The organism is Roseibium sp. RP-7 (assembly GCF_053005225.1).
On sequence record NZ_JBRKQA010000001.1, the window covers coordinates 1,959,071 to 1,984,421 of the forward strand.

The 25,351-nt window shown below is 58.5% G+C and carries 25 protein-coding genes; 18 read left to right on the forward strand and 7 right to left on the reverse strand.

What is annotated here, in order from left to right; translation table 11 throughout:
• Nucleotides 1-44: 44 nt before the first annotated feature.
• The gene (locus tag ACVDG9_RS08880) at nucleotides 45-2,291 is read right to left on the reverse strand and encodes a RelA/SpoT family protein (protein ID WP_023003788.1); all 2,247 of its coding nucleotides are present in this window, start codon (nucleotides 2,289-2,291) and stop codon (nucleotides 45-47) included.
• A 108-nt stretch (nucleotides 2,292-2,399) separates the two neighbouring features.
• Complete coding sequence (gene rpoZ / locus ACVDG9_RS08885) at nucleotides 2,400-2,801, reverse strand: DNA-directed RNA polymerase subunit omega (protein ID WP_023003789.1); 402 nt, start codon at nucleotides 2,799-2,801, stop codon at nucleotides 2,400-2,402.
• Nucleotides 2,802-3,201: 400 nt separating this feature from the next.
• On the opposite strand from rpoZ, the gene ACVDG9_RS08890 reads away from it, so the two are divergent.
• Entirely contained in the window at nucleotides 3,202-3,795 is a 594-nt protein-coding gene (locus ACVDG9_RS08890) for a LabA-like NYN domain-containing protein (RefSeq protein ID WP_023003790.1), read from the forward strand.
• Nucleotides 3,796-3,809: 14 nt separating this feature from the next.
• Nucleotides 3,810-4,469 carry a uracil-DNA glycosylase gene (locus tag ACVDG9_RS08895; RefSeq protein WP_447237772.1) on the forward strand — a complete coding sequence of 220 codons (660 nt, stop codon included), beginning with the start codon at nucleotides 3,810-3,812 and terminating at the stop codon, nucleotides 4,467-4,469.
• A 258-nt stretch (nucleotides 4,470-4,727) separates the two neighbouring features.
• Here ACVDG9_RS08895 and ACVDG9_RS08900 read toward each other — a convergent pair whose 3' ends face one another.
• Together ACVDG9_RS08900 and ACVDG9_RS08905 are read right to left on the reverse strand one after the other, a co-directional pair.
• Entirely contained in the window at nucleotides 4,728-5,510 is a 783-nt protein-coding gene (locus tag ACVDG9_RS08900; protein WP_023014479.1) for an arginyltransferase, read from the reverse strand.
• A gap of 45 nt (nucleotides 5,511-5,555) precedes the next feature.
• Complete coding sequence (locus ACVDG9_RS08905; RefSeq protein ID WP_023003793.1) at nucleotides 5,556-7,388, reverse strand: SLC13 family permease; 1,833 nt, start codon at nucleotides 7,386-7,388, stop codon at nucleotides 5,556-5,558.
• Nucleotides 7,389-7,587: 199 nt separating this feature from the next.
• On the opposite strand from ACVDG9_RS08905, the gene ACVDG9_RS08910 reads away from it, so the two are divergent.
• Nucleotides 7,588-8,073 carry a TspO/MBR family protein gene (locus ACVDG9_RS08910; RefSeq protein ID WP_447237773.1) on the forward strand — a complete coding sequence of 162 codons (486 nt, stop codon included), beginning with the start codon at nucleotides 7,588-7,590 and terminating at the stop codon, nucleotides 8,071-8,073.
• Nucleotides 8,074-8,076: 3 nt separating this feature from the next.
• Here ACVDG9_RS08910 and ACVDG9_RS08915 read toward each other — a convergent pair whose 3' ends face one another.
• The 3 genes from ACVDG9_RS08915 to hemB form a co-directional block, all read right to left on the reverse strand.
• Nucleotides 8,077-8,583 carry an RDD family protein gene (locus ACVDG9_RS08915; RefSeq protein WP_023003795.1) on the reverse strand — a complete coding sequence of 169 codons (507 nt, stop codon included), beginning with the start codon at nucleotides 8,581-8,583 and terminating at the stop codon, nucleotides 8,077-8,079.
• 266 nt (nucleotides 8,584-8,849) lie between these two features.
• Nucleotides 8,850-10,100, reverse strand: coding sequence for a threonine ammonia-lyase (locus ACVDG9_RS08920; protein WP_447237774.1), 1,251 nt, complete (start codon nucleotides 10,098-10,100; stop codon nucleotides 8,850-8,852).
• Nucleotides 10,097-11,092, reverse strand: coding sequence for a porphobilinogen synthase (hemB, locus tag ACVDG9_RS08925; protein ID WP_023003797.1), 996 nt, complete (start codon nucleotides 11,090-11,092; stop codon nucleotides 10,097-10,099). Before hemB ends, ACVDG9_RS08920 begins: the two co-directional genes overlap by 4 nt.
• A gap of 274 nt (nucleotides 11,093-11,366) precedes the next feature.
• Here hemB and ACVDG9_RS08930 point away from each other — a divergent pair, with 274 nt between their 5' ends.
• The 15 genes from ACVDG9_RS08930 (at nucleotide 11,367) to ACVDG9_RS09000 (ending at nucleotide 25,279) form a co-directional block, all read left to right on the forward strand.
• Nucleotides 11,367-12,506 (forward strand): isobutyryl-CoA dehydrogenase, encoded by a 1,140-nt coding sequence (locus ACVDG9_RS08930; RefSeq protein WP_168687167.1) that lies wholly within the window; start codon nucleotides 11,367-11,369, stop codon nucleotides 12,504-12,506.
• 53 nt (nucleotides 12,507-12,559) lie between these two features.
• On the forward strand, nucleotides 12,560-13,597 hold the full coding sequence (locus ACVDG9_RS08935; protein WP_447237775.1) for an enoyl-CoA hydratase/isomerase family protein: 1,038 nt from the start codon (nucleotides 12,560-12,562) through the stop codon (nucleotides 13,595-13,597).
• A gap of 23 nt (nucleotides 13,598-13,620) precedes the next feature.
• On the forward strand, nucleotides 13,621-14,040 hold the full coding sequence (locus ACVDG9_RS08940; RefSeq protein WP_023003800.1) for a DUF6163 family protein: 420 nt from the start codon (nucleotides 13,621-13,623) through the stop codon (nucleotides 14,038-14,040).
• Between the two features lie 100 nt (nucleotides 14,041-14,140).
• Nucleotides 14,141-15,031 carry a 3-hydroxyisobutyrate dehydrogenase gene (mmsB, locus tag ACVDG9_RS08945; RefSeq protein WP_447237776.1) on the forward strand — a complete coding sequence of 297 codons (891 nt, stop codon included), beginning with the start codon at nucleotides 14,141-14,143 and terminating at the stop codon, nucleotides 15,029-15,031.
• A 154-nt stretch (nucleotides 15,032-15,185) separates the two neighbouring features.
• Nucleotides 15,186-15,701: a transcriptional regulator LdtR gene (ldtR, locus tag ACVDG9_RS08950; RefSeq protein WP_023003802.1), complete on the forward strand. Its 516-nt coding sequence runs from the start codon at nucleotides 15,186-15,188 to the stop codon at nucleotides 15,699-15,701.
• Between the two features lie 359 nt (nucleotides 15,702-16,060).
• A complete protein-coding gene (locus ACVDG9_RS08955; protein ID WP_023003803.1) occupies nucleotides 16,061-17,365 on the forward strand; it encodes a L,D-transpeptidase family protein in 1,305 nt (434 codons plus the stop codon).
• A 128-nt stretch (nucleotides 17,366-17,493) separates the two neighbouring features.
• The gene (locus tag ACVDG9_RS08960) at nucleotides 17,494-17,721 is read left to right on the forward strand and encodes a DUF6898 family protein (RefSeq protein ID WP_447237777.1); all 228 of its coding nucleotides are present in this window, start codon (nucleotides 17,494-17,496) and stop codon (nucleotides 17,719-17,721) included.
• Between the two features lie 407 nt (nucleotides 17,722-18,128).
• The gene (gene glyA / locus ACVDG9_RS08965; RefSeq protein WP_031270645.1) at nucleotides 18,129-19,439 is read left to right on the forward strand and encodes a serine hydroxymethyltransferase; all 1,311 of its coding nucleotides are present in this window, start codon (nucleotides 18,129-18,131) and stop codon (nucleotides 19,437-19,439) included.
• Between the two features lie 28 nt (nucleotides 19,440-19,467).
• Nucleotides 19,468-19,944 (forward strand): transcriptional regulator NrdR, encoded by a 477-nt coding sequence (nrdR, locus tag ACVDG9_RS08970; RefSeq protein ID WP_023003806.1) that lies wholly within the window; start codon nucleotides 19,468-19,470, stop codon nucleotides 19,942-19,944.
• Between the two features lie 20 nt (nucleotides 19,945-19,964).
• On the forward strand, nucleotides 19,965-21,089 hold the full coding sequence (gene ribD, locus ACVDG9_RS08975; RefSeq protein ID WP_447237778.1) for a bifunctional diaminohydroxyphosphoribosylaminopyrimidine deaminase/5-amino-6-(5-phosphoribosylamino)uracil reductase RibD: 1,125 nt from the start codon (nucleotides 19,965-19,967) through the stop codon (nucleotides 21,087-21,089).
• A 1-nt stretch (nucleotide 21,090) separates the two neighbouring features.
• Nucleotides 21,091-21,702: a riboflavin synthase gene (locus tag ACVDG9_RS08980; RefSeq protein ID WP_055653455.1), complete on the forward strand. Its 612-nt coding sequence runs from the start codon at nucleotides 21,091-21,093 to the stop codon at nucleotides 21,700-21,702.
• 157 nt (nucleotides 21,703-21,859) lie between these two features.
• A complete protein-coding gene (gene ribH, locus ACVDG9_RS08985) occupies nucleotides 21,860-22,309 on the forward strand; it encodes a 6,7-dimethyl-8-ribityllumazine synthase (protein ID WP_023003809.1) in 450 nt (149 codons plus the stop codon).
• Between the two features lie 5 nt (nucleotides 22,310-22,314).
• The gene (nusB, locus tag ACVDG9_RS08990; protein ID WP_023003810.1) at nucleotides 22,315-22,836 is read left to right on the forward strand and encodes a transcription antitermination factor NusB; all 522 of its coding nucleotides are present in this window, start codon (nucleotides 22,315-22,317) and stop codon (nucleotides 22,834-22,836) included.
• A gap of 2 nt (nucleotides 22,837-22,838) precedes the next feature.
• Nucleotides 22,839-23,837, forward strand: coding sequence for a thiamine-phosphate kinase (gene thiL, locus ACVDG9_RS08995; protein ID WP_023003811.1), 999 nt, complete (start codon nucleotides 22,839-22,841; stop codon nucleotides 23,835-23,837).
• Nucleotides 23,838-24,055: 218 nt separating this feature from the next.
• Nucleotides 24,056-25,279: an MFS transporter gene (locus tag ACVDG9_RS09000; protein WP_447237779.1), complete on the forward strand. Its 1,224-nt coding sequence runs from the start codon at nucleotides 24,056-24,058 to the stop codon at nucleotides 25,277-25,279.
• Nucleotides 25,280-25,351 lie beyond the last annotated feature (72 nt).

The following is a 25,351-nucleotide window of genomic DNA, read 5'->3' on the forward strand; positions in this document are numbered from 1 at the left end:
CCGGCAAGCCGCCTTGTCCTTATGTGCCTGCTACCGTTTGTAATCTAGCCGTTCACACGGCTGACGCTGGAAACATTAGGCTTGGTTCGCAGCTGATTTATGATCCTGTTCAGGTGTTTCAGGTCCCAGACTTCAAGATCGATGATCATCTGATGGAAGTCCGAGGCTCGCTGCATCATCTTGACGTTGTCGATGTTGCCGCTGTTTTCGCCGATCACCTGCGCGATGGTTGCCAGGGAACCAGGTTCGTTTGCAGCCGAAATGTCCAGACGTGCTGGGAAACGTTCCGGATTGTTGACGTCGATGTCCCAGCGAACGTCGACCCAGCGCTCCGTCTGGTCGTCGAATTCCTTCAGGGACGGCGATTGTATTGGATAGATGGTCAGTCCTTCGGACGGGGTCAAGATGCCGACGATACGGTCGCCGGGAACAGCACCGCCATCGGGAGCAAAAGTAACCGGGATGTCGCCGGACAGACCACGAATGGGAAGGGCCGGGCCTTCTTCAGGCTCGCCACTCTCGCCGGCGGCTGCCTTGTCTGCATCCAGTTCGCCGGGCGGAATGCGGAACTTCAGTCCGTGGCCCTGTTTCAGGCCGAACCAGCCTTCTTCCAGTGGCGGGCCGGAAATGGCAACGCGCTCGTCCTGATAGTCCGGGTGAGCCGATTTCAGAACCAGTTGGGCGGAAAGATCCCCGCGTCCGACGGCAGCCAGCAAGTCGGCGACGCTGGCCTGGTGCAGGAGATCGAGGATCGCTTCCAGCAGGTCTTCCGAATAGGCTTTTTCGGCTCTGGCGAATGCGCGCTTCAGAATATGTTCGCCAAGGGCTCCATATTGCTTGCGCACGGATTCCCTGGTGGCGCGGCGGATCGCGGCGCGGGCCTTGCCGGTAACGGCAATCGCTTCCCAGGCCGGTGGCGGGGTCTGCGCGGGCGAACGGATGATTTCAACCTCGTCGCCGTTATGCAGCTCGGTCACCAGCGGCATGATCTTGCCGTTGATCTTGCAGCCGACACATGTGTTGCCGATACCGGTATGAACCGCATAGGCGAAATCGATCGGCGTCGCGCCTCGGGGCAGGGCGATCAGACGGCCCTTTGGGCTGAAGCAGAAGACCTGGTCATGGAAAAGTTCCAGCTTGGTGTTTTCCAGGAATTCTTCCGGCGTGTCGCCCTGCGCCAGCAGTTCGGTCGTGCGGCGGAGCCATTCGAAGGCGCGGCAGTCTTCCGTATGCCGGGCGATATTGCGTCCGCCGAATTCGCCGTCCTTGTAAAGCGCGTGTGCGGCGATACCGTATTCGGCCACCCGATCCATGGAAATGGTCCGGATCTGCAGTTCCACACGCTGGCGGGACGGTCCGACAATCGTGGTGTGGATCGACTTGTAGTCGTTCTGCTTGGGCGTGGAAATATAGTCCTTGAACCGGCCGGGAACGGTCGGCCAGGTCGTGTGAATGACACCCAGCACGCGGTAGCAGGCTTCCACGGTGCCGACAGTGACGCGGAACCCGTAGATATCGGACAGCTGCTCGAAGCCGATAGCCTTTCGCTGCATCTTGCGAAAGATGGAGTAGGGGCGTTTTTCTCGGCCCTTCACGAGGGCGGCCATTCCCCGTTCGCTAAGGCGTTCGGTCAGCGTTGTCTCGATGTCCAGGATCAGATCGCGGTTGCGTTCGCGCAGATCGACCAGACGATCGGTGATGGTTTCATAAGCTTCGGGGTTGAGCGTATGGAAGGCAATGTCTTCCAGCTCTTCGCGCATGTCGTGCATGCCCATGCGTCCGGCGAGCGGCGCATAGATTTCCATCGTTTCTTCCGCGATCCGTCCACGCTTGTGCTCCGGCATGTGGTGGAGCGTGCGCATGTTGTGCAGACGGTCAGCCAGCTTGACCAGAAGCACGCGGACGTCATCGGCAATCGCAAGCAGAAGCTTGCGGAAGTTTTCTGCCTGCTTGGCCTTCTGGGAAACCAGGTCCAGGCGCTTGATCTTTGTCAGGCCTTCGACCAGCTTGCCGATTTCCTCGCCGAACAGGGAGTCGATCTCGGCCCGGGTCGCGTCGGTGTCCTCGATCGTGTCATGCAGCAAGGCAACGGCAATGGTGGCGTCGTCCAGGCGCAGGTCCGTGAGGATCGCGGCAACTTCAAGCGGATGGGAGAAATAGGGGTCGCCAGACGCACGCGTCTGGGTACCATGCTTTTGCATGGCATAGACGTAAGCCTTGTTGAGCAAGGCTTCGTCGGCGTCCGGATTGTAGCGCGTAACTCGTTCAACGAGTTCGTATTGACGCATCATGGCCGCAACCGACCCTGGCAAACGGCTGAGACATCAGCGGGACAGACAAAAATCGCCCGAAGCGCCGGGGAAACCCCGTCGCGCTTCAGACGAACTTGTGAACTCAAATCAGACGTCGTCGGTCCGCTCCGGCGGAACGAGGCCTTCGAGGCCGCGCAGAAGGTCTTCTTCCGACATGCGGTCGAATTCGACCGCGCTGTCGTCAACGTTGTTGACCTGCGTCATCTGATGCTGGTTCGAGGACGGAACCATCGGCACGGCTTCGGCCTCGGGCTCATCCACTTCCACATATTTCTGCAGCGAGTGGATCAGGTCCTCTTTCATGTCTTCCGGGCTGACGGTCTGCTCGGCAATCTCGCGCAGCGCAACAACGGGGTTCTTGTCGTTGTCACGGTCAATGGTCAGCGGCGAGCCGCTCGAGATCATGCGAGCGCGATGCGCAGCAAGCAGCACCAGCTCAAACCGGTTTTCGACCTTGTCGATGCAGTCCTCGACGGTCACGCGCGCCATTCGACGTCTCCATAGGCTTAAGGAACTTGAAGAACCAGCGTATAGTGTTCACGTTTCCAAAAAGCAACCCCTTGTCAAATTTGAGAGGAGGAGGTCAGATCCCGGAACGCATAGGCAAAGAATCCGCGGTTTTTTTGCCTGATTTGGCGCACGCTACTCGCTTTTGCATTGCGGCACTCCAATATTATGGTGTAGGCCACTAGTAACGGCCCTTTTCAGAATCAGAAGGCCGTTGACAAAACAAAACGATAAGCTGTGTGACGCCACGGAATACGCGGTAAACTTACAGCAAAATATACGTCGCCTTATAGAGTGTGCGTGGAATTGGTCGCGGGAAGCCAGTTCCTTCTACGCCAAATTGCAAGAGCGACGTGTATGACTCGGAAAGGTTTCAAATAAGATGTTTGACGCTCGAGAAAAAGTTGCTTTGTTCATTGATGGAGCGAACTTGTACTCAACGGCCAAAGCAATTGGTTTTGACATCGACTACAAACGTTTGCTGAAAGAGTTCCAGGGACAGGCGTATCTCCTGCGGGCGTACTATTACACCGCACTGATCGAAGATCAGGAGTATTCCTCCATCCGTCCGCTGATCGATTGGCTTGACTATAACGGCTACAAGGTCATCACCAAACCGGTGAAGGAATTTGTCGACAGTGCCGGCCGCCGCAAGGTGAAAGGCAACATGGACATTGAACTTGCCGTCGATGCCATGGAACTGGTCGAGTCCGTTGATCACGTGGTGCTGTTCTCAGGCGACGGCGATTTCCGCTCTCTGGTTGAGGCGCTGCAGCGCAAGGGCCGTAAGGTGAGCGTGGTTTCGACCTTGAAGACCCAGCCGCCGATGATCGCTGACGACCTGCGTCGCCAGGCCGACCACTTCATCGATCTGGCCAGCCTTGCCAACAAGATCGGCCGTGATCCGTCCGAACGTCCCGCCCGTCCGCAGACCCCCGCGCAAGTCGATGAAGACGACGAGGACGACGACTACTGAGGCTTGATCGGGCAATGTCCGACTATATCGCAGACCATGGGCCAGTCGATCCCCCATCAGATTGTCCGGCCTGTCCCCGCCTTGTTGCCCTGCGTGAAGAGCTGAAAGCTGCCTATCCCGACTGGCACAACGCGCCGGTTCCGTCATTCGGAGCCGACGCGCCGCGTCTTCTGATCATCGGCCTGGCCCCGGGCATGAAAGGGGCGAACTGCACGGGCCGCCCCTTTACAGGGGACTATGCGGGAGATCTCCTCTACCAGACCATGATCGAATTCGGTTTTGCTGAAGGGGCCTATAAGGCCCGGCCGGACGACGGTCTGCAGTTGAAGGATGCGATGATCACCAACGCGGTGCGCTGCCTGCCGCCGCAGAACAAGCCAACCGGCGCGGAAATCAAGACCTGCCGCCCGTATCTTTTGTCGACGCTGGATGCCAATCCGTCGATTAAGGCTGTGCTTGCTCTCGGCCGGATCGCGCATGAGACTTTTCTGTCGGCCCTGGATCAGCGTCGGGCATCTTTCACCTTTGCCCACGGGGCAAGGCATGAGCTTCCCGGAACGGGACTGACGCTTTTTGACAGTTATCACTGCTCTCGCTACAACACCAACACAGGCCGCCTCACCGAGGAAATGTTCCACTCGGTCTTCAGGCAGATCCGCTCGTTTATTCCTTAGGAACACGACGGTTTAACGCTCTCGTCGCAGTTCGGTGATGTCGATAAAAATATCAGCCGTTTCCCGAGCGCAGCACCCCCTTCCAACCTCATCCTGAGGAGGACCGTCAGGTCCGTCTCGAAGAATGGGCCACTTGCTCAAGAGTGTGTCGCCCATCCTTCGAGACGGCGCTGACGCGCTTCCTCAGGATGAGGTGATGGGGTGGGGGAGCTGCCGCAATTTAGAGGAGAGGGCAGGCGTGCGCCGCCTTCCACACGGTCATTCCTCTGAGTGCGGTTCCGTTTGATAGGCCTCAGCGTCGACAACGAGCCAGCCGTTGGGGCCAAGATGTTCCTGCGGTTTGAAGCGGGCCTTGTAGGCCATCTTCTGGGAGCCGTTGACCCAATAGCCAAGATAAACGTAGGGCAGGTTCATTTTCCGGGCCCGCTCTATATGATCCAGGATCATGTAGGTGCCGAGCGGGGTCTTGGTGTAGTCGGGGTCGTAGAAGGAATAGACCATCGACAGCCCGTCCGAGAGCTGGTCGGAAAGGGCAACGCCCAACAACGGGCCTTCGCCGGCTCCGGTGATGAAGCTGTTCGGACCGCGTTGGCGATACTCCAGGACAATCGTTTCGACATGTGTGTCTTCGACCATCATAGCGTAGTCGAGGACACTCATTTCCGTCATGCCGCCGTTCTCGTGTCGGGCCTGAAGATAATCGCGGAAGAGATCGTATTGTTCGGCAGACGGGCTGGGCGGCAGACGGGCGCCGACGATGTCCGATCCGGATTTCCAGACCCGCTTGAACGACTTGCTCCACTTGAAATCGTCGACACGGACGCGAACCGAGATGCAGGCCTGGCACCGTTCGCAGGCAGGGCGGTAGGCGATATTCTGACTGCGCCGGAAACCGCCCTGCGTCAGCACTTCATTGAGGGCGGGAGCACCATGGCCGACAAGATGGGTAAAGACCTTGCGCTCTTGTTTTCCCTCAAGATATGGGCAGGGCGCTGGCGCCGTAAGGTAGAACTGCGGATGATCTGTGGGGTGCCGTGTCACCGTTTTGTCCCGCGAAACCTTTAGATTTGTTCTCTATTCCCGGTCCTATAGTCCGTAATACCATGGCGCGACCAGAGAGAAGGTCAACCATAAAATGAGCGCAAGCGGTGTGCCAGCCCGCACAAAGTCGTTGAACTTGTAGTGACCCGGACCCATCACGATCAGGTTGGTCTGATAGCCGATCGGCGTCGCAAACGATGAGTTGGCCGCAATAATCAGGCAGACGACGAAGGCTTCGGGGCTCGCACCGATCTGATTTGCCAGATTGATCGCAATCGGTGTGAACAGGACAGCCGCCGCGTTGTTCGACAGGAAGTTCGTCAGGATCATCACGATGAAGAACAGGGCCGACAGCATCACGGTCGGCGATGCCCCGGCGAGCAAATGAACCAGTCCGGTGGCAATCGCATTCGCACCGCCGGTTCCCTCCAGTGCAACGGCAGCCGCAAGCGAGGCGCCCACCAGCATGAAGATGCGGCTGTCGATGGCGCGCATGGCCTGGCGGATGTTGAGACATCCCGACACAATCATGGCGAAGGTCCCGGCCACGGCGGTGGTGACAATGGGAACAAGGCCGCTGGCGGCCAGCGCGACAACAAGAGCGAAAATGACAAGTGCCCGTGGCGCGTAGCGTTTGCGCGGCACTTCGGCCATCGACCAGTCCAGCAGCAGCACGTCGCGATTACCGCGCAGGCGCGCGATCGCCTCTTCGCTGCCGGCCACAAGTAGCACGTCACCCGCTTCCAGGCGAATGTCGTTCATCGCCATGCGCGGCATGCGGCTGCGGCGCTGGATGCCCATCACCAGGCAACCGGTGTCGGTGTAAAAGCCCGACTGGGGCAAGGTGCGTCCCATCAGCCGGGACGCGGGGGCCACCACCACTTCCGCCAGGCTGATCGTACCGGCAGGTGCCTGAGCCTCGCGGCCGGAGTTGCTGGTATCTGAATCTGCTTCCATCAGTGGCTGCCGGCGAGCCAGAGCATTGGCAAGGGCTGCACGAGTTGCCGCCACGATCACCGTATCGCCAGGAGAGAGCACCACGTTTTCAAACGGGGGCAGGATTGGCTTCTGGCCTCGCTGAACCAGTCTTACCGTCATGTCCTTCAATTGCGGGAACATGCCGGATACGGATTCCACGCCCACCAGCGGATGACCATAGGTGATTTCGATCTGGGCGATAAACTGCTTGCCGGAGGAGCTCTGGAACTCTTCCGCCATGGTTTTGCGCACCGGAAGCAGCTTCGGCATGATGAACAGCACATAGATCGAGCCGACACCGGCGATGATCAGTCCGATTGGCGTGAAGCTGAAAAAGGTCAGTTTGAGATCGGAACTTTGCGCCGCGAAATTTGCTACCAGCAGGTTGGTCGACGAGCCGATCAACGTTGTCATGCCGCCAAGGATCGCGAGGAAAGACAGGGGCATCAGAACACGGGCCGGCGATTGGCCGACCGTGGCGGCAACAGCAGTCAGGATCGGCAGAAACATCACCACAACAGGGGTGTTGTTCAAGAATGCGCTGAGCGCCGCGACAGTCAGGAGAACAGGGATCGCAGCCCGAAGCGACCGTCCGCGCGTCATCTTGACGATCGCCTTTGCCGGTGCTTCCAGCGCGTCGGTCTGGAACAGTCCCTGTCCGATGATCAGGAGACAGATGACCGTTATCAGCGCCGGATTTGAGAAGCCGGACAGGAAGTCGCCAGTGGTGATAAGCGAACCGTCCGGTCTCTCGACCGGAAAAACCGAAAAGATGACAATGAAGGCGGAAACGGACCCGAGAGCTATTGTTTCAATCGCGTACCGCTCGACGGCGTACAGGACGACAGTGGACGCGATCACCACGAAGGTCAGCGCCATTGCAATATCAACTGAGTCCATTCACCTGCCCAAAGCCACCTTGGCCGATTTCACGAACCTGCACTTTAAAGCAGGCGGTCCCGGCAATGGAAGAGCCTTAAGATAATATTGCCGTTGATATATTCTTTTGAGGCTTTGACACTGTCAAAGTTCATGTGCCGTTACCGCGATTTGATCCGATTAATGGGAACCCGGACTGGCGATCCGCGTTGAAGAAGTCATGAAATCAGATAACCCAATTTCGCCTTCGTTCCCGAAAGACCTGCCCTCGCTCGTCTTGTTTCTGGCAGTTGTTTTGGGTGTCGGCATCACGATCGGCGTTTTGAACACCCCTGGTGCCTGGTACGAGGGCTTGCAGAAGCCGCCGTTCAATCCACCCAACTGGGTGTTCGCGCCTGCCTGGACCATTCTTTACATTCTGATAGCGATTGCCGGCTGGCGGACATTCCTTCGGGCACCCGATAGCCGCGTGATGAAAATCTGGTACGGGCAGATGGTTCTCAACTGGATCTGGTCGCCACTCTTCTTCACGCTCCACTTCATGTGGACGGCTTTTGCCGTGATCGCGGTGATGCTCTACCTGATCCTGAACTTTATCGGTGGAAGCTGGCAAACCGATCGTTTGTCCGCGCAGCTGTTCATTCCCTATGCGCTCTGGACCTGCTTTGCCGGAGTATTGAACCTGTCGCTGGCTCTCTTGAACTGAACCTTACACCTGACCGCGCACATAGCCTTGATGGGAGGCCGAGTTGATCACCACCGTTCCCAGTACGAGGTCGTGCAGCAGGCGTTTACGGTCGGAAAACAGTGACACCAGCAAAACAAGCGGCGTCAGCAAAGAGACCGAAAACCAGAACAGGATGACATGGACGGCTGCCAGAAGCGGGTAGGGCTTTGCGCCATACCAGAGGCGCATTTCCAGTCCCATCGCACGCATGCCCAGGGTTGACGCCTGCGGTCCGCCAAGGGTGAAGGCGACATAGAGCAGCGCAACCGCCGTCGGCAGGATGCCGTAAAGCAGGAAGCCGAGACCCAGCGTAAAGACACCCAGGAAGAACACCACGATGCCGGCACCAAAGGTGAAAAGCGTGATCACGATCAGATCGATGAAGAACGCAAAGATGCGCCGGCTGCGCACGCCGGAAAACAGCTCCGGATTGCTCACAGGATCGAAAACGTCCTGACGGGCATAATCGGAGGTGGTTTCAGCTGACATGGTTCGGCTCCCTTGGGGTTCGATGCCCCTGATGTGGGGATTGGGGCCGGGTTTCGCAAATCATTTGCCGGGTGAAACCGAACCGTTCCGGGGGTAATCCACACCAACCCCTCATCCTGAGGAAGCACGGAGCGCTGTCTCGAAGGACGGGCGGCATACTCCGGAGCAAGGAGCCCATCCTTCGAGACGGTCCTCCTCAGGATGAGGTCGGTGTGTGGAGTGTCCGCATCAATACCCGTGTAATGAAGGACTGAGGTGGCAGCCCTTCAGTCCATCCGCTCGCCGATTTCCAGGTAGCGCACCACGAAGGCGCGTTCGCGCAGAGCGGCGACGATACGCTCGCCATGCGGGCGGTCAAAGGCCTCGAAGGTCACGTCCAGCGTTGCGCCTTTTGCGGGAACATTGAGGAACAGGCGATGGTGTTCAACGTCGACCACGTTGCCCTGCATGTCACCGATCACGGTTGCGATTTCACCCAGAACGCCGGGGCGGTCAGGCGTGTCGATCCGGATCGAGACCAGTTTGCCATCGCGTGCAAGTTCGCGGACCACGATCTTTGAGAGCAGTCTCGGGTCGATGTTGCCGCCGCAAAGAACCAGCCCAACCCTCTTGCCGGCAAATCGCTCGGGTTCGGTCAGCAAGGCCGCGAGACCGGCGGCGCCTGCGCCTTCCGCAATGGTCCGTTGCAAGGTCAGATAGGCGTTGATCGCCCGCTCGATGCTGCTTTCCGAAACAAGCAGGATGTCATCGACGACCCTTTTGACGACTTCGGTCGTAAGGACACCGATGTCGCGCACAGCGATACCTTCTGCAATGGTCGCGCCTTCGCAGCGCACGTCCTTGCCATAGAAGGCGCCCCACATGCCGGGGTAAAGCGTCGTTTCAACGCCAATCACTTCGACGGAAGGCTTGAGAGCCTTCGCCGACGTGGCGATGCCGGCGATAAGGCCGCCGCCGCCGATCGGCACGACGAGCACATCGAGATCCGGCTGCTGTGCCAGCATCTCGATGCCGATCGTGCCCTGGCCGTGAATGACATGGGCATCGTCATAGGGATGCACCCAGACGAGATTGTTCTGTTCGGCCAGCCTGTCGGCTTCTTCTTTCGCCTCGGCCAGCGTGTTTCCCGCCAGGACCACCTCTGCACCATGGTTGCGGGTCGCGGAGATCTTCACGAATGGCGTCAGAACCGGCATGACGATGGTTGCCGGTATGCCAAGCCGTCCGGCATGATAGGCAACGCCCTGGGCGTGGTTGCCGGCCGAAACCGCAATCACGCCGCGCATCTTTTCATCCGCCGTCAGGCTGGAGAGCTTCACCAGCGCACCACGTTCCTTGAAGGCGCCGGTGACCTGCATGTTTTCGTATTTCACAAAGACATCCGCCCCTGTGAGTTGCGAAAGCCGCGGAGCGGGCAGGCACGGGGTCTCGATTACGGCGCCCTTCAAAAGTGCAGCCGCTTCCTGAACCTTGTCGAATGTGACGTTGTCAGCGGTGGTCGCCCCGGCGGAGGTCATTTCCCGGCTGCCAGCATTTCGGCCACCTTCGGTGCAAAATAGGTCAGAATGCCGTCGGCGCCGGCGCGCTTGAAGGCGAGCAGACTTTCCAGCATCGCCTTGTCACCGTCCAGCCAGCCGTTTCCGGCCGCAGCCTTGATCATCGCGTATTCGCCAGACACCTGATACGCGTAGGTCGGCACCTGGAACTCGTCCTTAATCCGCCGGACAATGTCGAGGTAGGGCATGCCTGGCTTGACCATCACCATGTCGGCGCCTTCAGCAATGTCCAGTTCGGCTTCCCGCAGGGCTTCGTCCGTATTGGCCGGATCCATCTGGTAAGTGCGCTTGTCGCCAACCAGGGTCCCCGATGAGCCGACAGCGTCCCGGAACGGACCATAGAAGGCGGAGGCGTATTTCGCCGAATAGGCCATGATCTGGGTTCCGCGATGACCTTGAGAATCGAGTGCCTGTCGAATGGCGCCGATACGTCCGTCCATCATGTCGGACGGGGCGATCACGTCTGAACCGGCTTCCGCCTGCACCAGGGCCTGCCGGCAGAGCTGATCCACGGTCTCGTCGTTGAGGATCGTCTCGCCTTCCATCAATCCGTCATGACCGTGGCTGGTGTAGGGATCAAGGGCGACGTCCGTCATCAGGCCCAGGTTCAGGCCTTCCGCCTTGATGGCGCGCAAGGCGCGACAGGTCAGGTTTTCTGGATTGAGAGCCTCGGAACCTGTTTCATCGCGAAGACCGGGATCGGTGTAGGGAAACAGTGCCAGTGCCGGAATGTTCAACTTGGCCGCCTTCTCGGCGTCGCGGACGGCTTCATCCACGGACAGGCGAACAACATCCGGCATGGACGGAACAGACTGACGGATATTCTCGCCGTCCACCAGGAAAATCGGCCAGATCAGGTCATCGACCGTGAGATTGTTTTCGCGCACCAGGCGGCGCGACCAGTCGCTCTGGCGGTTGCGGCGCATGCGCGTGCCGGCCAGCAGTGTGTCCATGTGGTCTGAGGTTATCGGCGGGAGGGGAGATTTTGACGGCATCGGTCCTGACTGTTCGCTAGGAGATGTTGGAAAGCGTATTCTGATCGAAGTGAGCCGCCAATCTATCACGCAGATTGACGCAATCCAACATTCTGTAAAATAACTGAATTTAATAAAGAAAAAGAGATTGTTTGACGTTCGCGTCAAATGTGCTTTAGTGCTGCCGCGAAGACAGGGCGCAGACCTTTCCGGAGGAGGAAGTGCGCCGCCACCGCTTGAGGGAGGATAACCCGTGGACTTTTCACTGAACGAAGATCAGCGCGCCTTTCAGGACATGGCGGCAAGTTTTTCGCGGGATGAACTGGCGCCATTTGCCAAGGAATGGGACGAGGAAAGCCACTTCCCGATTCCCACCCTGCGCAAGGCAGCCGAGCTTGGGTTCGGTGGCATCTACGTGAAGGAGGATGTCGGCGGTTCCGCGCTCACCCGGCTGGATGCAACGCTGATCTTCGAGGAACTGTCCAAGGGCTGTACGTCGACGGCGGCCTATATATCCATTCACAACATGGTCGCCTGGATCATCGATACATATGGCTCGGAGGACCTGCGTCAGAAGTATCTGCCCAGGCTCTGCACCATGGATCTTCTCACCAGCTACTGTCTCACCGAACCGGGCTCGGGTTCTGATGCTGCGAGCCTGCGCACCAGCGCCAAGGATGATGGTGACCATTATGTCCTCAACGGCTCCAAGGCATTCATCTCCGGCGGCGGCGTAAGCGATCTGTATGCGGTAATGGTCCGCACAGGTGGTGAGGGCCCGTCCGGCGTTTCCTGTCTTCTGGTCGAAAAAGGGACACCCGGTCTCAGCTTTGGTGCCAACGAGGTGAAGCTCGGCTGGAAGAGCCAGCCGACGGCCCAGGTCAATTTTCAGGATTGCCGGGTGCCGAAGTCGAATCTGATCGGATCGGAAGGGCAGGGCTTCAAGATCGCGATGGCGGCGCTCGATGGCGGTCGGCTCAACATCGGCGCCTGCTCGATGGGGGCTGCACAGGCCTGTCTCGATCACGCCCTGGCCTATGTGCAGGAACGCAAGCAGTTTGGTCGACCGATTGCCGACTTCCAGGCACTTCAGTTCCGCCTGGCGGATATGGCAACCGAATTGGAAGCAGCCCGTCTGCTCTTGCACAAGGCTGCTTCGGCGGTGGATGCGAAATCGCATGACGCCACCAAGCTTGCGGCCATGGCCAAGCGGCTTGCTACCGACACCGGCTTCAAGGTGGTCAACGAAGCACTGCAGCTTCATGGCGGCTACGGCTATCTGCGCGACTATCCTATCGAGCGTTATTTCCGCGATGTGCGGGTGCATCAGATCCTGGAAGGCACCAACGAGATCATGCGGCTGATCATTGCACGGCAGCTGCTGAAGGACTGATCGAGTTTTCCGTCCCATTCCGTTGAAACGACTCTTCTTTTTGCGAGGCGCCAGTGAGCGACGAGATTCTTTTCCAGAAGCGCGGCAAGGCCGGGTTTGTCATATTGAACCGGCCGAAGGCACTGAACGCGATCAACCACGCAATGGTCTTGGCAATGGCCGAGCAATTGTCGCGCTGGGCGGAAGATCCGGAAATCGCACACATCGTCGTTACGGGTGCTGGCGACAAGGCGTTCTGCGCAGGTGGCGACATTCGCAGCATCTATGATGCCCGAATGAACGGGCAGACCGACGGCCTGAGTGCCTTCTTCCGTGACGAGTACATACTCAATGCACAGATCAAGGCCTATCCGAAGCCATACATCGCTCTCGTCAACGGGATTGTCATGGGTGGCGGTGTCGGGGTGTCGGTTCATGGCAGCTATCGCATCGGCACGGAAAAGACGTTGTTTGCAATGCCTGAGACCGGAATTGGCTTCTTTCCGGATGTCGGCGGGACATTCTTCCTGCCGCGCATGCCCAGGAACAGCGGCGTCTACTGTGCACTTAGCTCCGGCAGGCTGAAACAGGGCGATGCTCTGGCTACCGGCGTTCTGACCCACGCGGTTTCGGAAGAAAACCTTGCTGACCTGGAACAGGACCTTGAAACAGCAGACGATATCGGCGCAGTGCTTGCGCCGTATCTGATGACGCCGGAGAAGGGGCCCGTCTGCGAAAGTCTCGACGTTATCGACGAGATCTTTTCGGCTGCATCGGTGGAAGACATTCTGTCGCGCCTGGATGCTTCGCAGAGTGAATTTGCGGGGAAGGCCGCTGCCGCCATCCGGCAAAAATCACCAACAAGCGTTCTGATTGCTTTCGAGCAAATGAAGCGAGGCCGCAAGCTTTCCTTCAATGAATGCATGAAGCTTGAATATCGCATCGTCTCGCGCATTCTGCAGGGGACGGAGTTCTACGAAGGCATTCGTGCTGTGCTGGTCGACAAGGATCAAGCGCCAAAATGGTCGCCTGCCCAGTTTGGCCAAGTGGACAGCGCCGAGCTGGCGTCGTATTTCGAGGAACCTGCTGACGGAGATCTGCCGCTCAGCTGAGCTCAACCTGACCCGGACAGCACATGATTACCAGCTTTCAGGACCTGATCGATTCCCGCCCACCCTGGAGCACGCTGCTGATCTGGTATCTGCGCGGCATTGCGATCATTCTCATCGGCGGCGGCGTCATCTACTGGGCCCGCATTATCGGCATCGTCGAATGGCGTGGATTGTGGTTCTGGGACATGCCCGTGGCGCTGCAGGGAGCCATCGTCTTTTTTGCCGTCCTGGATCTGGTGGCCGCGACCGGCCTCTGGCTGACCGTGTCCTGGGGCACGGTGATGTGGATATTCCGCTGCTTCTGCCAGATCGTCATGCACACAGCCTTTTCCGATCTCTACGGCCGGCGGCCATATGAAATCGCCTTCTACCTGCTGACAATCGCAATCTATGCCGGACTGGCCTTCCTGATGGACAGGGAAAACAAGGCCAATGCCGGCTGACGGCGGTTGAATCAGTTTTTGAAGTGCCTGGAACGGCAGTTCAAGACGGCCAGCCAACAGATTCAAAATCAACATGAAATCTCTTTGGGAGGAAACCATCATGAGCATTATCGGATTTATCGGTCTTGGCAACATGGGCGGACCGATGGCGATCAATCTCGTCAAGGCAGGGCACAAGGTACTCGGATTTGATCTGTCCGATGCGGCCATGGCGGCACACGAAGCGGAGGGTGGTGAAAAGGCAGGCAGTGTCGCCGACCTGGCTGCTGCTGCCGACGTGATCGTCACCATGCTGCCCGCCGGAAAGCATGTCCGCCAGATCTATGAAGGCGAGGGCGGCATTCTCGACAACGCCAAGCCCGGCACTCTCATGATCGATTCCTCGACTATCGACGTCGACAGCGCCCGTGCGGTCAGCGCTGCGGCAGAGGCAAGAGGCATGAAAATGGTCGACGCGCCGGTCTCCGGCGGTGTTGCCGGCGCAGCGGGTGGAACGCTGACTTTCATGGTCGGTGGATCCGCCGAGGCATTCGAAGCGGCGAAAACCTATCTCGACATCATGGGCAAGACCATCGTGCATGCAGGCGACGCCGGAACCGGTCAGGCGGCGAAGATCTGCAACAACATGATCCTCGGCATTTCCATGATCGCCGTGTCGGAGGCATTCGTGCTTGCCGAGAAGCTGGGTCTGGACAAGCAGAAGTTGTTTGACATCTCCTCGACGGCGTCCGGTCAGTGCTGGTCCCTGACCTCCTACTGCCCGGTGCCGGGTCCGCTGCCGTCGTCTCCGGCGAACCGGGATTATCAACCTGGGTTTGCAGCCGCGATGATGCTCAAGGATCTGAAACTTGCTCAGGAAGCAGCAAATTCGGCCGGCGCGGCAACGCCGTTGGGCGCGGAAGCGGCAGCGCTCTACTCGCTGTTCTGTAATACAGGTGGCGAAGCCCAGGATTTCTCAGGGATTGTGAAGTTCCTCCGCGGAACATCGTAAACAACTTGTTAAAGGGAAGTCTAAAACGCCCCTTGGAAGTTAACGGATGATTCAGCGTGTCTCTTAAGCGGATTTTAGAATCGCTCGGTTAGATTGCGAAACAAGGCGGGAAAAATATCCGTCCAACGACAGGTACTAAAAGAGGCGCAATCACATGATCACCGCAAGTAGGGCAGTCGACGCTGTTGCACAGAGTGAAGGGGAAGAGCTTGAGATCAAGCCGCTTTACCTAGAGGCTCTTACGCTCGTTGAGCGACTGCATCGGCGTCTGCTCGACGTCATCAAGGACGAATTCGACCGCATGGGCCGGTCCGACGTAAACAGCGTGCAGGCACTGCTGCTGTTCAACATCGGCGACAGCGAACTGACCGCCGGTGAACTGCGGACACGCGGTTACTACCTGGGGTCGAATGTCTCCTACAACCTGAAGAAGCTGGTCGAGACCGGTTACATCCACCATCAGCGTTCGCGTATGGACCGCCGGTCTGTCCGTGTCAGCCTGACGGAAAAGGGACGGGAAGTGGCCAAGATCGTGAACGATCTTTACGAGCGTCACATGCTGTCCGTGGAACAGGTCGGCGAAATCGGTCCGCAGGACTTTGTGGCACTGAACAAGTCCCTGCGCCGTCTGGAGCGGTTCTGGACCGACCAGATCCTTTACCGCCTGTAAGGCATTCGCGGAACATTCAGATGACAAGGCACCGCCCATTGGGCGGTGCTTTCTGTTTTTCAGCCTCAAGTTGCCGACCTCACGCAAATTTGCACAGCCAGAATTCTCGAACGGCGGAGAAACAAAGCTATGGTGCAGGCAGTTTTAACTGCTGAGGCAAAGTTGACATCTTGTGGTCACATTGGAATGGCTTTGTGCAGTGCTCCTGAATCCGAGATGGTTAAAAAATCAAGCGATTTGTTAACTCCCTTCCGTTAGGACTGGGAGCAGGAACCGCCGGGGTGGCCTGTTTTGTTGGTCTGAACCTCGCGTATTTGAAGAACATTTGCGCCGAATGGCGCTGCAACATGGGGTCGGCGATGAACCTTTTATCCGGACCGTTCGGGATAAAGCGTCACTGGAAGTGGACTGCTGGAAAAACGCTCAAGAGCATGATGATGCTGGGCGTGGTAACTCCAGTCATGATCGCAACTGGTGCGCAGGCACAGACGGCCCCGATGACATTCGCACAGAACCAGCAGGTTGAATGGGCGGATAACTTTGACATCGCGACGGATCACATCACGGAAGTGAAATCCTCTGCTCCGACGTTGTCGCCGCAGACGGCCGACTATATCGCGGCAGCGATCGATCGTTATCAGCGCATTGTCCAGGCCGGTGGCTGGGGAACAGTGTCTGCTGGTGGCAAGGCGCTTCGCATCGGTGCCAAGGATCCGCGCGTCGTGGAACTTCGCCGCCGCTTGATCGTTTCCGGCGATCTTGAACAGCAGGCTGGCCTCTCCGACACCTTCGATTCTTACGTGGATGCAGGCCTGCGTCGTTTTCAGCTTCGTCACGGTCTTATTCCGGACGGTGTGATGGGCGACGGCACCGTGACCGCGCTGAACATTTCGGCCGACGTGCGTCTGCGCCAGCTCGAAACCAACATGATCCGTATGCGGTCCATGTCCGGTTTCCTGGGCGACCGCTACGTGATGGTCAACATTCCGGCAGCAGAGATCGAGGCGGTTGAAAACGGCATGGTCCGTTCGCGCCACACGGCCGTTGTGGGCAAGATCGACCGCCAGACGCCGATCCTCAACAGCAAGATCTACGAGTTGAACTTCAATCCGTACTGGACGGTGCCGAAGTCGATCATCCGCAAGGACCTGATCCCGAAGATGAAAGAGGATCCGCAGTATCTTGCGAAGAACAATATCCGCATCTTCGACTGGAGCAACAACGAGCTGAACTGGCAACAGATCGACTGGAACACGGATGAGGCGACCCAGTATCGCTTCACCCAGGATCCGGGCTCGGAAAACTCGCTCGGGTCGGTGCGCATCAACTTCCACAACAAACACCAGGTCTATCTGCACGATACGCCGTCCAAGACCCTGTTTGGCGAAGCCAACCGGTTCCATTCTTCGGGCTGCGTGCGCGTACAGAATGTGCGAGAGCTGGTGACCTGGCTGTTGCAGTCGACAACTCCTGACTGGGATCGGGGGCGCGTCGATGGTGTCATCCGCACCGGTGATCGTGAAGACGTGAAACTGAAGTCGCAGATTCCGCTTTATCTCACCTACATCACCGCCTGGGCAAACGCCGACGGTGTGGTGCATTTCCGTGATGATATCTACGACCGGGACGATCTCTACGGAACGGGTGAGCAAGCACGCCTGTAGGTGTCGCCAAGCGTCAAACAATTGTTTCCTATCCAGAAACGTCGGCCTTGATCAGGCCGGCGTTTCATGGATTCTAGCTCCATTCGCATGCTTGTTCGACAACGGGGTGCTGGATCAGGAGAACGGCAATGAGTCGCGAAGAGCGGCCTGGTGAAATTTATCTTGAGTTTCGGCCGATCGGTCAGCAGGTCAAGGTCACTGCCATTGACGCGGCGACCGGTTTTGAAGTGTCGGTCTTCGGGCCGGCTTCAGCAGCTCAGGAAGATCTGAAGCGGATTGCCGTTCGAAAACTTCGCCGCCGCCTTGAACAGGAAGGCTTCACTGCGCAGAACAGACCTGACCCGACCCTTTATTGATGGTTTGTCTTAAGTCTCTGCTTCCGCAATAGTTTTCGATAAAACAACAAGCAATTTAAATCGTTTTGAGAAGAACGGCGCACCAGATCGGTTTGCGAGAGCAGATTTGAATTGTGCCCGGGTATTGTTTTGGTGCCGGTCAAATGATCGGTGCTGAAGGTCGGATCTGTTGCAAGTGTAACTTGTTGGGTTGCCAGTTTAGATTTGGCCCAAGGTTGCGAAAACTTGTTTTGTTCAAGATTTGGCGGCTGTGTCGTTTTCCAAACTGGACGCGTCGGTATGCCCCTTGGTTCTGGTCGGGGGGTGTGTTAATTCCTCGCCTCACACAGGCATGACGGTCGAAAGCGTCCTTCCGGACATTGGCCGCCGATGCTCCTGATCTATCAAAAGAACACAAGGATGGCGCTATGTCTTTGATGGAAAGCTCCGATCAGTCCCTGCAGTCCGGTTTCTTCACCCGCAGCCTTGCTGAAGCCGATCCGGATATCTTCGACACGATCGGCAAGGAACTCGGCCGTCAGCAGCATGAAATCGAGCTGATTGCTTCGGAAAACATCGTTTCCCGCGCAGTGCTGGAAGCACAGGGCTCGATCTTCACCAACAAATATGCCGAAGGTTATCCGGGCAAGCGCTACTATGGCGGTTGTGAGTTCGCCGACATTGCCGAAACGCTGGCAATCGAGCGCGCGAAGGAACTGTTCGGCTGCCAGTTTGCCAACGTTCAGCCGAACTCCGGCAGCCAGATGAACCAGGCGGTGTTCCTGGCTCTTCTGCAGCCTGGCGACACCTTCATGGGCCTGGATCTCAACTCCGGTGGTCACCTGACCCACGGTTCCCCGGTGAATATGTCCGGCAAGTGGTTCAACGTCGTCTCCTATGGCGTGCGTGAGGACGACCATCTTCTCGACATGGATGAGGTCGAGCGCCTTGCCAACGAACACAAGCCCAAGCTGATCCTGGCCGGCGGCACCGCCTATTCCCGTATCTGGGACTGGAAGCGGTTCCGCGAAATCGCCGACAGCATTGGTGCCTATCTCATGGTCGACATGGCGCATATCGCCGGTCTGGTTGCAGGTGGGGTCCACCCGTCGCCGGTTCCGCACGCCCACGTCGTCACCACCACCACCCACAAGTCCCTGCGCGGTCCGCGCGGCGGCATGATCCTGAGCAACGACGAAGCGATCGCCAAGAAGATCAATTCGGCCGTCTTCCCGGGTCTTCAGGGTGGCCCGCTGATGCACGTCATTGCTGCCAAGGCCGTTGCCTTCAAGGAAGCACTGCAGCCGGAATTCAAGGCTTATGCCCGCGCCGTTCAGGAAAATGCCAAGGTTCTGGCTGAAGTCCTGAAGGAACAGGGTCTGGATATCGTTTCCGGCGGCACCGACAACCACCTGATGCTGGTGGATCTGCGTCCGAAGAACGCCACCGGCAAGGTGGCTGAAAAATCTCTCGGCCGCGCCAACATCACCTGCAACAAGAACGGTATCCCGTTCGACCCGGAAAAGCCGTTTGTCACGTCTGGCGTTCGTCTCGGCACCCCGGCAGCGACCACACGCGGCTTCGGTGTTGCGGAATTCCGCGAAGTCGGTCTGCTGATCACGGAAGTGTTGGACGGTTTGAAGGCCGCAAACAGTGAAGAGGGCAACGCGGCAGTTGAAGCGGCGGTCAAAGCCAAGGTAGAAGCACTGACGGCCCGGTTCCCGATCTACGGGGGCTAATCGCGGGCTCGCTCAGGAGCTTTAAGACATGAGATGTCCGTTTTGCGGGGGTGAGGAAACCCAGGTCAAGGATTCCCGCCCGACCGAGGACAATACAGCCATCCGCCGCCGCAGGATCTGCAATACCTGCGGCGGCCGGTTCACCACCTTCGAGCGCGTGCAGCTTCGCGAACTCCTGGTGCTCAAACGCTCCGGTCGCCGCGTTCCCTTCGACAGGGAAAAACTGATGCGGTCCGTGCAGATCGCGGTGCGCAAGCGTCCCGTGGATCCTGACAAGATCGAACGCATGGTCTCCGGCATCGTTCGCCAGCTCGAAAGTTCGGGCGAAACCGAAATCACCGCGGAAACCATCGGCAACCACGTCATGGAAGGCCTGAAGGGCATCGATGACGTTGCCTATGTCCGCTTTGCCTCCGTTTACAAGAATTTCCGAGAGGCGAAGGATTTCGAAGCCCTTCTGGATGAGCTGAGCGATCCGGACGGACAGCCGCTCAAAAACTCCTGACCTGCAGTATCCGGTTCTTGATGTCCGAGTTTTCCAATCTTGATGCCCGTTTCATGGCGGCCGCCGAACGCCTTGCCCGTCGTGGTCTCGGCCGTGTGTGGCCCAATCCTTCCGTGGCTGCGCTCATCGTCCGTTTCGACGCAGGGGCCGCTGTTCTCGTGGGCAGAGGCGTCACGTCCCGTCCCGGCATGGCGCATGCGGAAGTCAATGCCTTGAACCAGGCGGGGGACAGGGCGAAAGGGGCGACCTGTTACGTCACCCTGGAGCCATGTTCCCACTACGGCCGAACCCCGCCTTGCGCCAAGGCTCTGATCGAGGCGGGCGTGAAACGCGTGGTCGTCGGCATGCTGGACCCGAACCCGCGTGTCGCTGGCCGTGGTGTCGCCATGCTGCGCGATGCGGGCATCGAGGTGGAAGTGGGTGTGCGCGAAAAGGCCATGCATGCGCTGTACCGAGGGTTCACTTACAGGCAACTGAAACAGCGTCCGGTGGTGTTCCTGAAGCTAGCTGTTTCCAGGGATGGATTTATCGGCCGGGCAGGCGAAGGTCAGATCAAGATCTCCGGTGCCCTGTCGATGCGCAAGGTCCATGGGTTTCGCGCCGAATGCGACGCCATCCTGGTCGGTTCAGGCACGGCGCTTGCCGATGACCCGCAACTGACCTGCAGACTTCCGGGCCTCGCTGATCGCTCTCCTGTGCGGGTCATCATCGACCGGTGTGCCCGGCTGCCATTGACTTCCAAACTGGTGCAAACCTGCGTTGACGTGCCTGTCTGGCTTGTGTGTGGCAATGCGGCGGATGCTGACAAGCTGGCGGACCTGGCGGCTGCTGGCGTCAATGTCATCCGGGTGCCCGCTGAAGAAACCGGCATCAAGCCCTCTGTCATTCTGAGTGCGCTGGCAACACGCGGCATAACGCGGGTGATGGTTGAAGGTGGTTCCCGTCTGGCGTCGTCATTCCTGGCGGCGGACCTGGTGGATGATCTTTGTGTCGTTACCGGGGATATCGTAATCGGCGAAGGCGGCATACCTGCTCTGCACGGTCTTGACCTTGCAGATGTTCTCAAAGACCCCAAATTCGAGCGGGTCGATGCGGGCCGTTTCGGTCCGGACAGTTTTGTTTATCTCAGACGGCGCGGAGCCTGACATGTTCACCGGAATTGTGACCGACCTCGGCGAGATCCTCGCTATCGACAAGATCCCTGCCGGAATGCGGACGCGGATCCGCACCGCCTACGATACGAATGGCTTCGACATCGGGGCTTCGATTTCCTGTTCTGGCGTCTGCCACACGGTGACAGCCAAGGACAACGGCTCCAATGGCAACTGGTTCGAAGTGGAATCGGCCGCCGAAACCCTGGCTCTGACCAACGTCGCATCCTGGAAAGTAGGGCAGAAACTCAATCTGGAACGCTCGCTGACGATGGGTGCGGAGCTGGGCGGGCACCTGGTGCTTGGCCATGTCGATGGACTTGCAACGGTGACAAAGCGTGAAGACCATCCGGATTCGGTCTATTTCCAGTTCGAAGCACCGGCGGAAGCCGCCCCCTTCATTGCCAAGAAGGGTTCGGTTGCGCTCGATGGCACGTCCCTAACGGTGAACGAGGTCGACGGGTTGCTCTTCTCCGTCTTCCTGATCCCGCATACGCTCGAGGTCACGACCTGGTCCGATCGGCAGGTCGGTGACAAGATCAACCTGGAAGTGGATATGATGGCCCGCTACGCCGCCCGTCTTGCGGAATTCTCCAAGACCGGGTAGGGGACGGTCCCAACACCTTCGAAAAGAGCTAATATCATTTACCGCCTTAACCACGGGACGAACTCGTCACCGGGATATCGTGGTCCTTTACGAATGAGACTGGACAAACCGGGGCAGACGTGGTTCCTGTCGCGGCCTTACATAGGAACGAAAACCCATGAGCGCTGCACCGAAACTTCTGATCATCGAAGCCCGTTTCTACGAAGATCTGGCCGATGCTCTCGCAGAAGGCGCGATCAAGACCATTGAGGCTGCCGGCGCAAGCTATGACCGGATCGCTGTACCGGGCGTCCTGGAAATTCCGGCTGCCCTGTCCATGGCTCTGACGGCAATGGAAAACGACGGCGAGCTTTACGACGGCTTCGTTCTGCTGGGTGTCGTCATTCGCGGCGAGACCACTCATTACGATATTGTTGCCAATGAATCGAACCGGGTGATCATGGATTTGATCGTCGATGCGGATCTGGCTGTCGGAAATGGTATCCTGACCGTTGAAAACGGTGAGCAGGCATGGGCCCGCGCGAAGGTGGACGACAAGGACAAAGGCGGCGCGGCTGCCCGTGCTGCCCTCGACATGATCGCCCTGCGCGAGCGGCTTGGAGTATAAGAAGAATGACCGGAAAGGCCGACCCGGAAAAACCGGCTGGAAAAACTGTGCGCCCTGCAAACAAACGCGGCGTGGCTCGCCTTGCTGCTGTTCAGGCCCTTTATCAGATGGACGTCGGCGGTGCGCCGCTGACCAGTGTCGTCAGCGAATTCACTGCCTTTCGCCTCGGCAAGGAAATCGACGGTGCGCAGTACCGCGAAGCCGACGAACAATGGTTCAAGCAGATCCTTGCCGGCGTTGTGGAGGACCAGAAGTTTCTGGATCCCTACATTCACACTGCGTTGGCCGAAGACTGGCCCCTGAAGCGTATCGACAGCCTGCTGCGGGCTATCCTCCGCTCCGGCTCCTACGAGCTTCTGCGCCGCAAGGATGTTCCGGCCAAGGTGATCATTTCCGAGTATATCGACGTTACCAAGGCCTTCTTCGATGATGATGAGCCCGGCCTTGTCAACGGCGTGCTCGACCGTCTTGCGCATGAACTGCGCAGCGGCGAACTCGAGGAAAAGAAAACGGACGGCGCCTCCTGATCATGGGCGCTGACCGGCCAGGCGAATTCGAGCTGATCCGGCGTTTCTTTGCCCCTTTGGCAAAAGACCCGGGCAGCCTCGGTCTGACCGACGATGCCGCGGTGCTGACACCACGGGAAGGCCATGACCTCGTTCTGACCAAGGACGTGCTGGCGGCCGATATTCATTTCTTTGCTGAAGATGCACCGGAAGCGATTGCCGCCAAGGCACTGAGGGTCAACCTCTCGGACCTTGCGGCGAAGGGCGCACGTCCGCGTGGCTATCTGATGGGCCTGTCTTTGCCGTCCGACTGGACGGTCGACTGGCTTGAGCGGTTCTGCAACGGCCTGGCGGCTGACCAGGCGGCCTATGATTTCCATCTTCTGGGCGGCGACACGGTCCGTTCCGGCAATGGTCTGCAGGTGTCGATCACGGCAATAGGCGAGGTTGAAACCGGCAGCGCAGTTCGGCGGTCCGGGGCACGGCCGGGCGATCTTCTGTTTGTCACCGGAACCATTGGCGACGCCGCCGCCGGTCTTCAGGCGCGCCTCAATCCCGACTTCTGCCGCGATCATGATCTGACAGAGAGCGAAGAAGCCCATATTCTCGACCGTTACCTGCTGCCGAGGCCGCGCACGAGGCTTGCCGGGGCGGTGACCGATTATGCTTCGGCAGCCATGGACGTGTCAGATGGCCTGTTCGCCGACTGCGCGCATATGGCCAGCGCTTCGGCGTTGGACCTCACGATTGACCTGGATCAGGTGCCGCTTTCACAGGCGCTCGCCCATCTCAAGATCAAGTCACCAGAGGACTTTGCCCGGTGCCTGAACGGTGGCGACGATTATGAAATCCTGATGGCGGTGCCGGAAGACGTTTCTGGTACCTTCTGCCGGGTTGCTCATCTTGCCGGCTGTCCTGTCACGCAAATCGGTCATGCCCGGGCAGGTGAGGGCCGAATTCGGCTTGAGGAAGCCGGGCAACCTGTCGACTACGGTCGCTTTGCGGGCTTCAGTCACTTTTAGCTATTGCAAAGGACAGGTGCCGGGATTTTACCAGGCCGGATCCATCGCCCGAATGCCTGCTTCCGATGGTGTTGCGCTTTCGTGCCGCTTGGCCGCGACGTGCCGCACGTTACAGCTCTCGGCTGGTCTCCAGTTGCAAATGAAACTTCTGGTCTTTCGCGGTCGGCTGTTGGCGTGTTATGTGCCATGCAAACTTCTGCCTTCCTGAAAGTATCCAAATGACCGTGACGACCCCCGATAGCTTTGTCGACGACAGTCTGGCAAAACGAAACGCGCTGCTATTGGCTCTGGCGCAGGCAATTGGTGGGGCTTCGGCGTCGATCGTGATCGCAACGGCGCCGCTGGTCGGGTATTCGATGCTGGATACGGACAAGTCTCTGGCAACCTTGCCCGTGTCGGCGATGGTTCTGGGAACAGCTTTCGGGACCATTCCCGCCGGCATGATCATGCGCCGCTACGGCCGCAGGACCGGTTTCATGGGGGCAGCTTTGCTTGGCGCCATCGCCGGGCTGCTGGCGGCATTCGCGGTTTTCCAGGACGAGTTTCTGATGTTTGCCCTCGGGTGCTGCATCAGCGGTTTTGCAGGCGCATTCGTGCAGCAATACCGCTTTGCGGCAGCGGACACGGCAAGTGACGCCTTCAAGCCGAAGGCCATCTCATGGGTGCTTGCCGGTGGTGTTCTGGCAGGAGTGGTTGGTCCGCAAACGGTTATCGCCACCAAGGACCTGTTCTCGCCAATCCTGTTCGCCGGAACCTATCTGGCGCAGGCTGGCTTGTCCCTGATTGCCTTTTTCCTCGTGGCTTTTCTCCGAATTCCAAAGCCGCAGCGGCACAGCCATACCCAGGCGGGTGGACGTCCACTGCGCCAGATCATGTCGCAACGCCGTTTCATCGTCGCGGCAGCCTGCGGTATCTGTTCCTATGCGCTCATGAGCATGGTGATGACGGCCACGCCGCTGGCCATGATCGGCTGCGGCCTGTCGCAGAATGACGCCACGCTTGGCATTCAGTGGCATGTGCTCGCCATGTTCGGTCCGAGTTTTTTCACGGGTAATCTCATCGGTCGCTTCGGCAAGGAGCGGATCGTCTCGATTGGCCTGCTGCTGCTGGCCGGATGTTCCGTGGTCGCGTTGATGGGGGTCGACCTTGCCAACTTCTGGATCGCACTGATCCTGCTCGGCCTTGGCTGGAACTTCGGCTTCATCGGAGCCACCGCCATGCTGACGGATACCTACCGGCCCGAAGAGCGGAACCTGGTGCAGGCGGTCAACGATTTCCTGGTGTTCGGCTTCGTTGCTGCCGCATCGTTCTCGTCCGGTGCTTTGCTGAACGTCTACGGCTGGAATACGGTCACCCTTCTGGTGTTTCCCTTTGTGGTGCTCTGCATCGGCTTGCTTATCTGGCTTTCAGTTGCGGAAAGAAGAGCGGATACAACCGCTTAAAGTACCTTCGAAATTCCATTTCGTCAGCGCAGCATAATTACTGCGCTGCATCAAACAATACCGTAACGGAAG

Excerpts from the sequence above, each read along its gene's own strand:
- ACVDG9_RS08895 (WP_447237772.1), top strand. The coding sequence starts at position 3,810 with ATGTCCGACTATATCGCAGACCATGGGCCAGTCGATCCCCCATCAGAT.
- ACVDG9_RS08920 (WP_447237774.1), bottom strand. The coding sequence starts at position 10,100 with ATGACCTCCGCCGGGGCGACCACCGCTGACAACGTCACATTCGACAAG.
- ACVDG9_RS08915 (WP_023003795.1), bottom strand. The coding sequence starts at position 8,583 with ATGTCAGCTGAAACCACCTCCGATTATGCCCGTCAGGACGTTTTCGAT.
- ACVDG9_RS08980 (WP_055653455.1), top strand. The coding sequence starts at position 21,091 with ATGTTCACCGGAATTGTGACCGACCTCGGCGAGATCCTCGCTATCGAC.
- rpoZ (WP_023003789.1), bottom strand. The coding sequence starts at position 2,801 with ATGGCGCGCGTGACCGTCGAGGACTGCATCGACAAGGTCGAAAACCGG.
- ldtR (WP_023003802.1), top strand. The coding sequence starts at position 15,186 with ATGATCACCGCAAGTAGGGCAGTCGACGCTGTTGCACAGAGTGAAGGG.
- ribH (WP_023003809.1), top strand. The coding sequence starts at position 21,860 with ATGAGCGCTGCACCGAAACTTCTGATCATCGAAGCCCGTTTCTACGAA.
- thiL (WP_023003811.1), top strand. The coding sequence starts at position 22,839 with ATGGGCGCTGACCGGCCAGGCGAATTCGAGCTGATCCGGCGTTTCTTT.
- hemB (WP_023003797.1), bottom strand. The coding sequence starts at position 11,092 with ATGGACACACTGCTGGCCGGCACGCGCATGCGCCGCAACCGCCAGAGC.
- glyA (WP_031270645.1), top strand. The coding sequence starts at position 18,129 with ATGTCTTTGATGGAAAGCTCCGATCAGTCCCTGCAGTCCGGTTTCTTC.
- ACVDG9_RS08910 (WP_447237773.1), top strand. The coding sequence starts at position 7,588 with ATGAAATCAGATAACCCAATTTCGCCTTCGTTCCCGAAAGACCTGCCC.
- nrdR (WP_023003806.1), top strand. The coding sequence starts at position 19,468 with ATGAGATGTCCGTTTTGCGGGGGTGAGGAAACCCAGGTCAAGGATTCC.
- ACVDG9_RS09000 (WP_447237779.1), top strand. The coding sequence starts at position 24,056 with ATGACCGTGACGACCCCCGATAGCTTTGTCGACGACAGTCTGGCAAAA.
- ACVDG9_RS08960 (WP_447237777.1), top strand. The coding sequence starts at position 17,494 with ATGAGTCGCGAAGAGCGGCCTGGTGAAATTTATCTTGAGTTTCGGCCG.
- ribD (WP_447237778.1), top strand. The coding sequence starts at position 19,965 with ATGTCCGAGTTTTCCAATCTTGATGCCCGTTTCATGGCGGCCGCCGAA.
- nusB (WP_023003810.1), top strand. The coding sequence starts at position 22,315 with ATGACCGGAAAGGCCGACCCGGAAAAACCGGCTGGAAAAACTGTGCGC.
- ACVDG9_RS08905 (WP_023003793.1), bottom strand. The coding sequence starts at position 7,388 with ATGGACTCAGTTGATATTGCAATGGCGCTGACCTTCGTGGTGATCGCG.
- ACVDG9_RS08880 (WP_023003788.1), bottom strand. The coding sequence starts at position 2,291 with ATGATGCGTCAATACGAACTCGTTGAACGAGTTACGCGCTACAATCCG.
- ACVDG9_RS08890 (WP_023003790.1), top strand. The coding sequence starts at position 3,202 with ATGTTTGACGCTCGAGAAAAAGTTGCTTTGTTCATTGATGGAGCGAAC.
- ACVDG9_RS08955 (WP_023003803.1), top strand. The coding sequence starts at position 16,061 with ATGAACCTTTTATCCGGACCGTTCGGGATAAAGCGTCACTGGAAGTGG.
- ACVDG9_RS08940 (WP_023003800.1), top strand. The coding sequence starts at position 13,621 with ATGATTACCAGCTTTCAGGACCTGATCGATTCCCGCCCACCCTGGAGC.
- mmsB (WP_447237776.1), top strand. The coding sequence starts at position 14,141 with ATGAGCATTATCGGATTTATCGGTCTTGGCAACATGGGCGGACCGATG.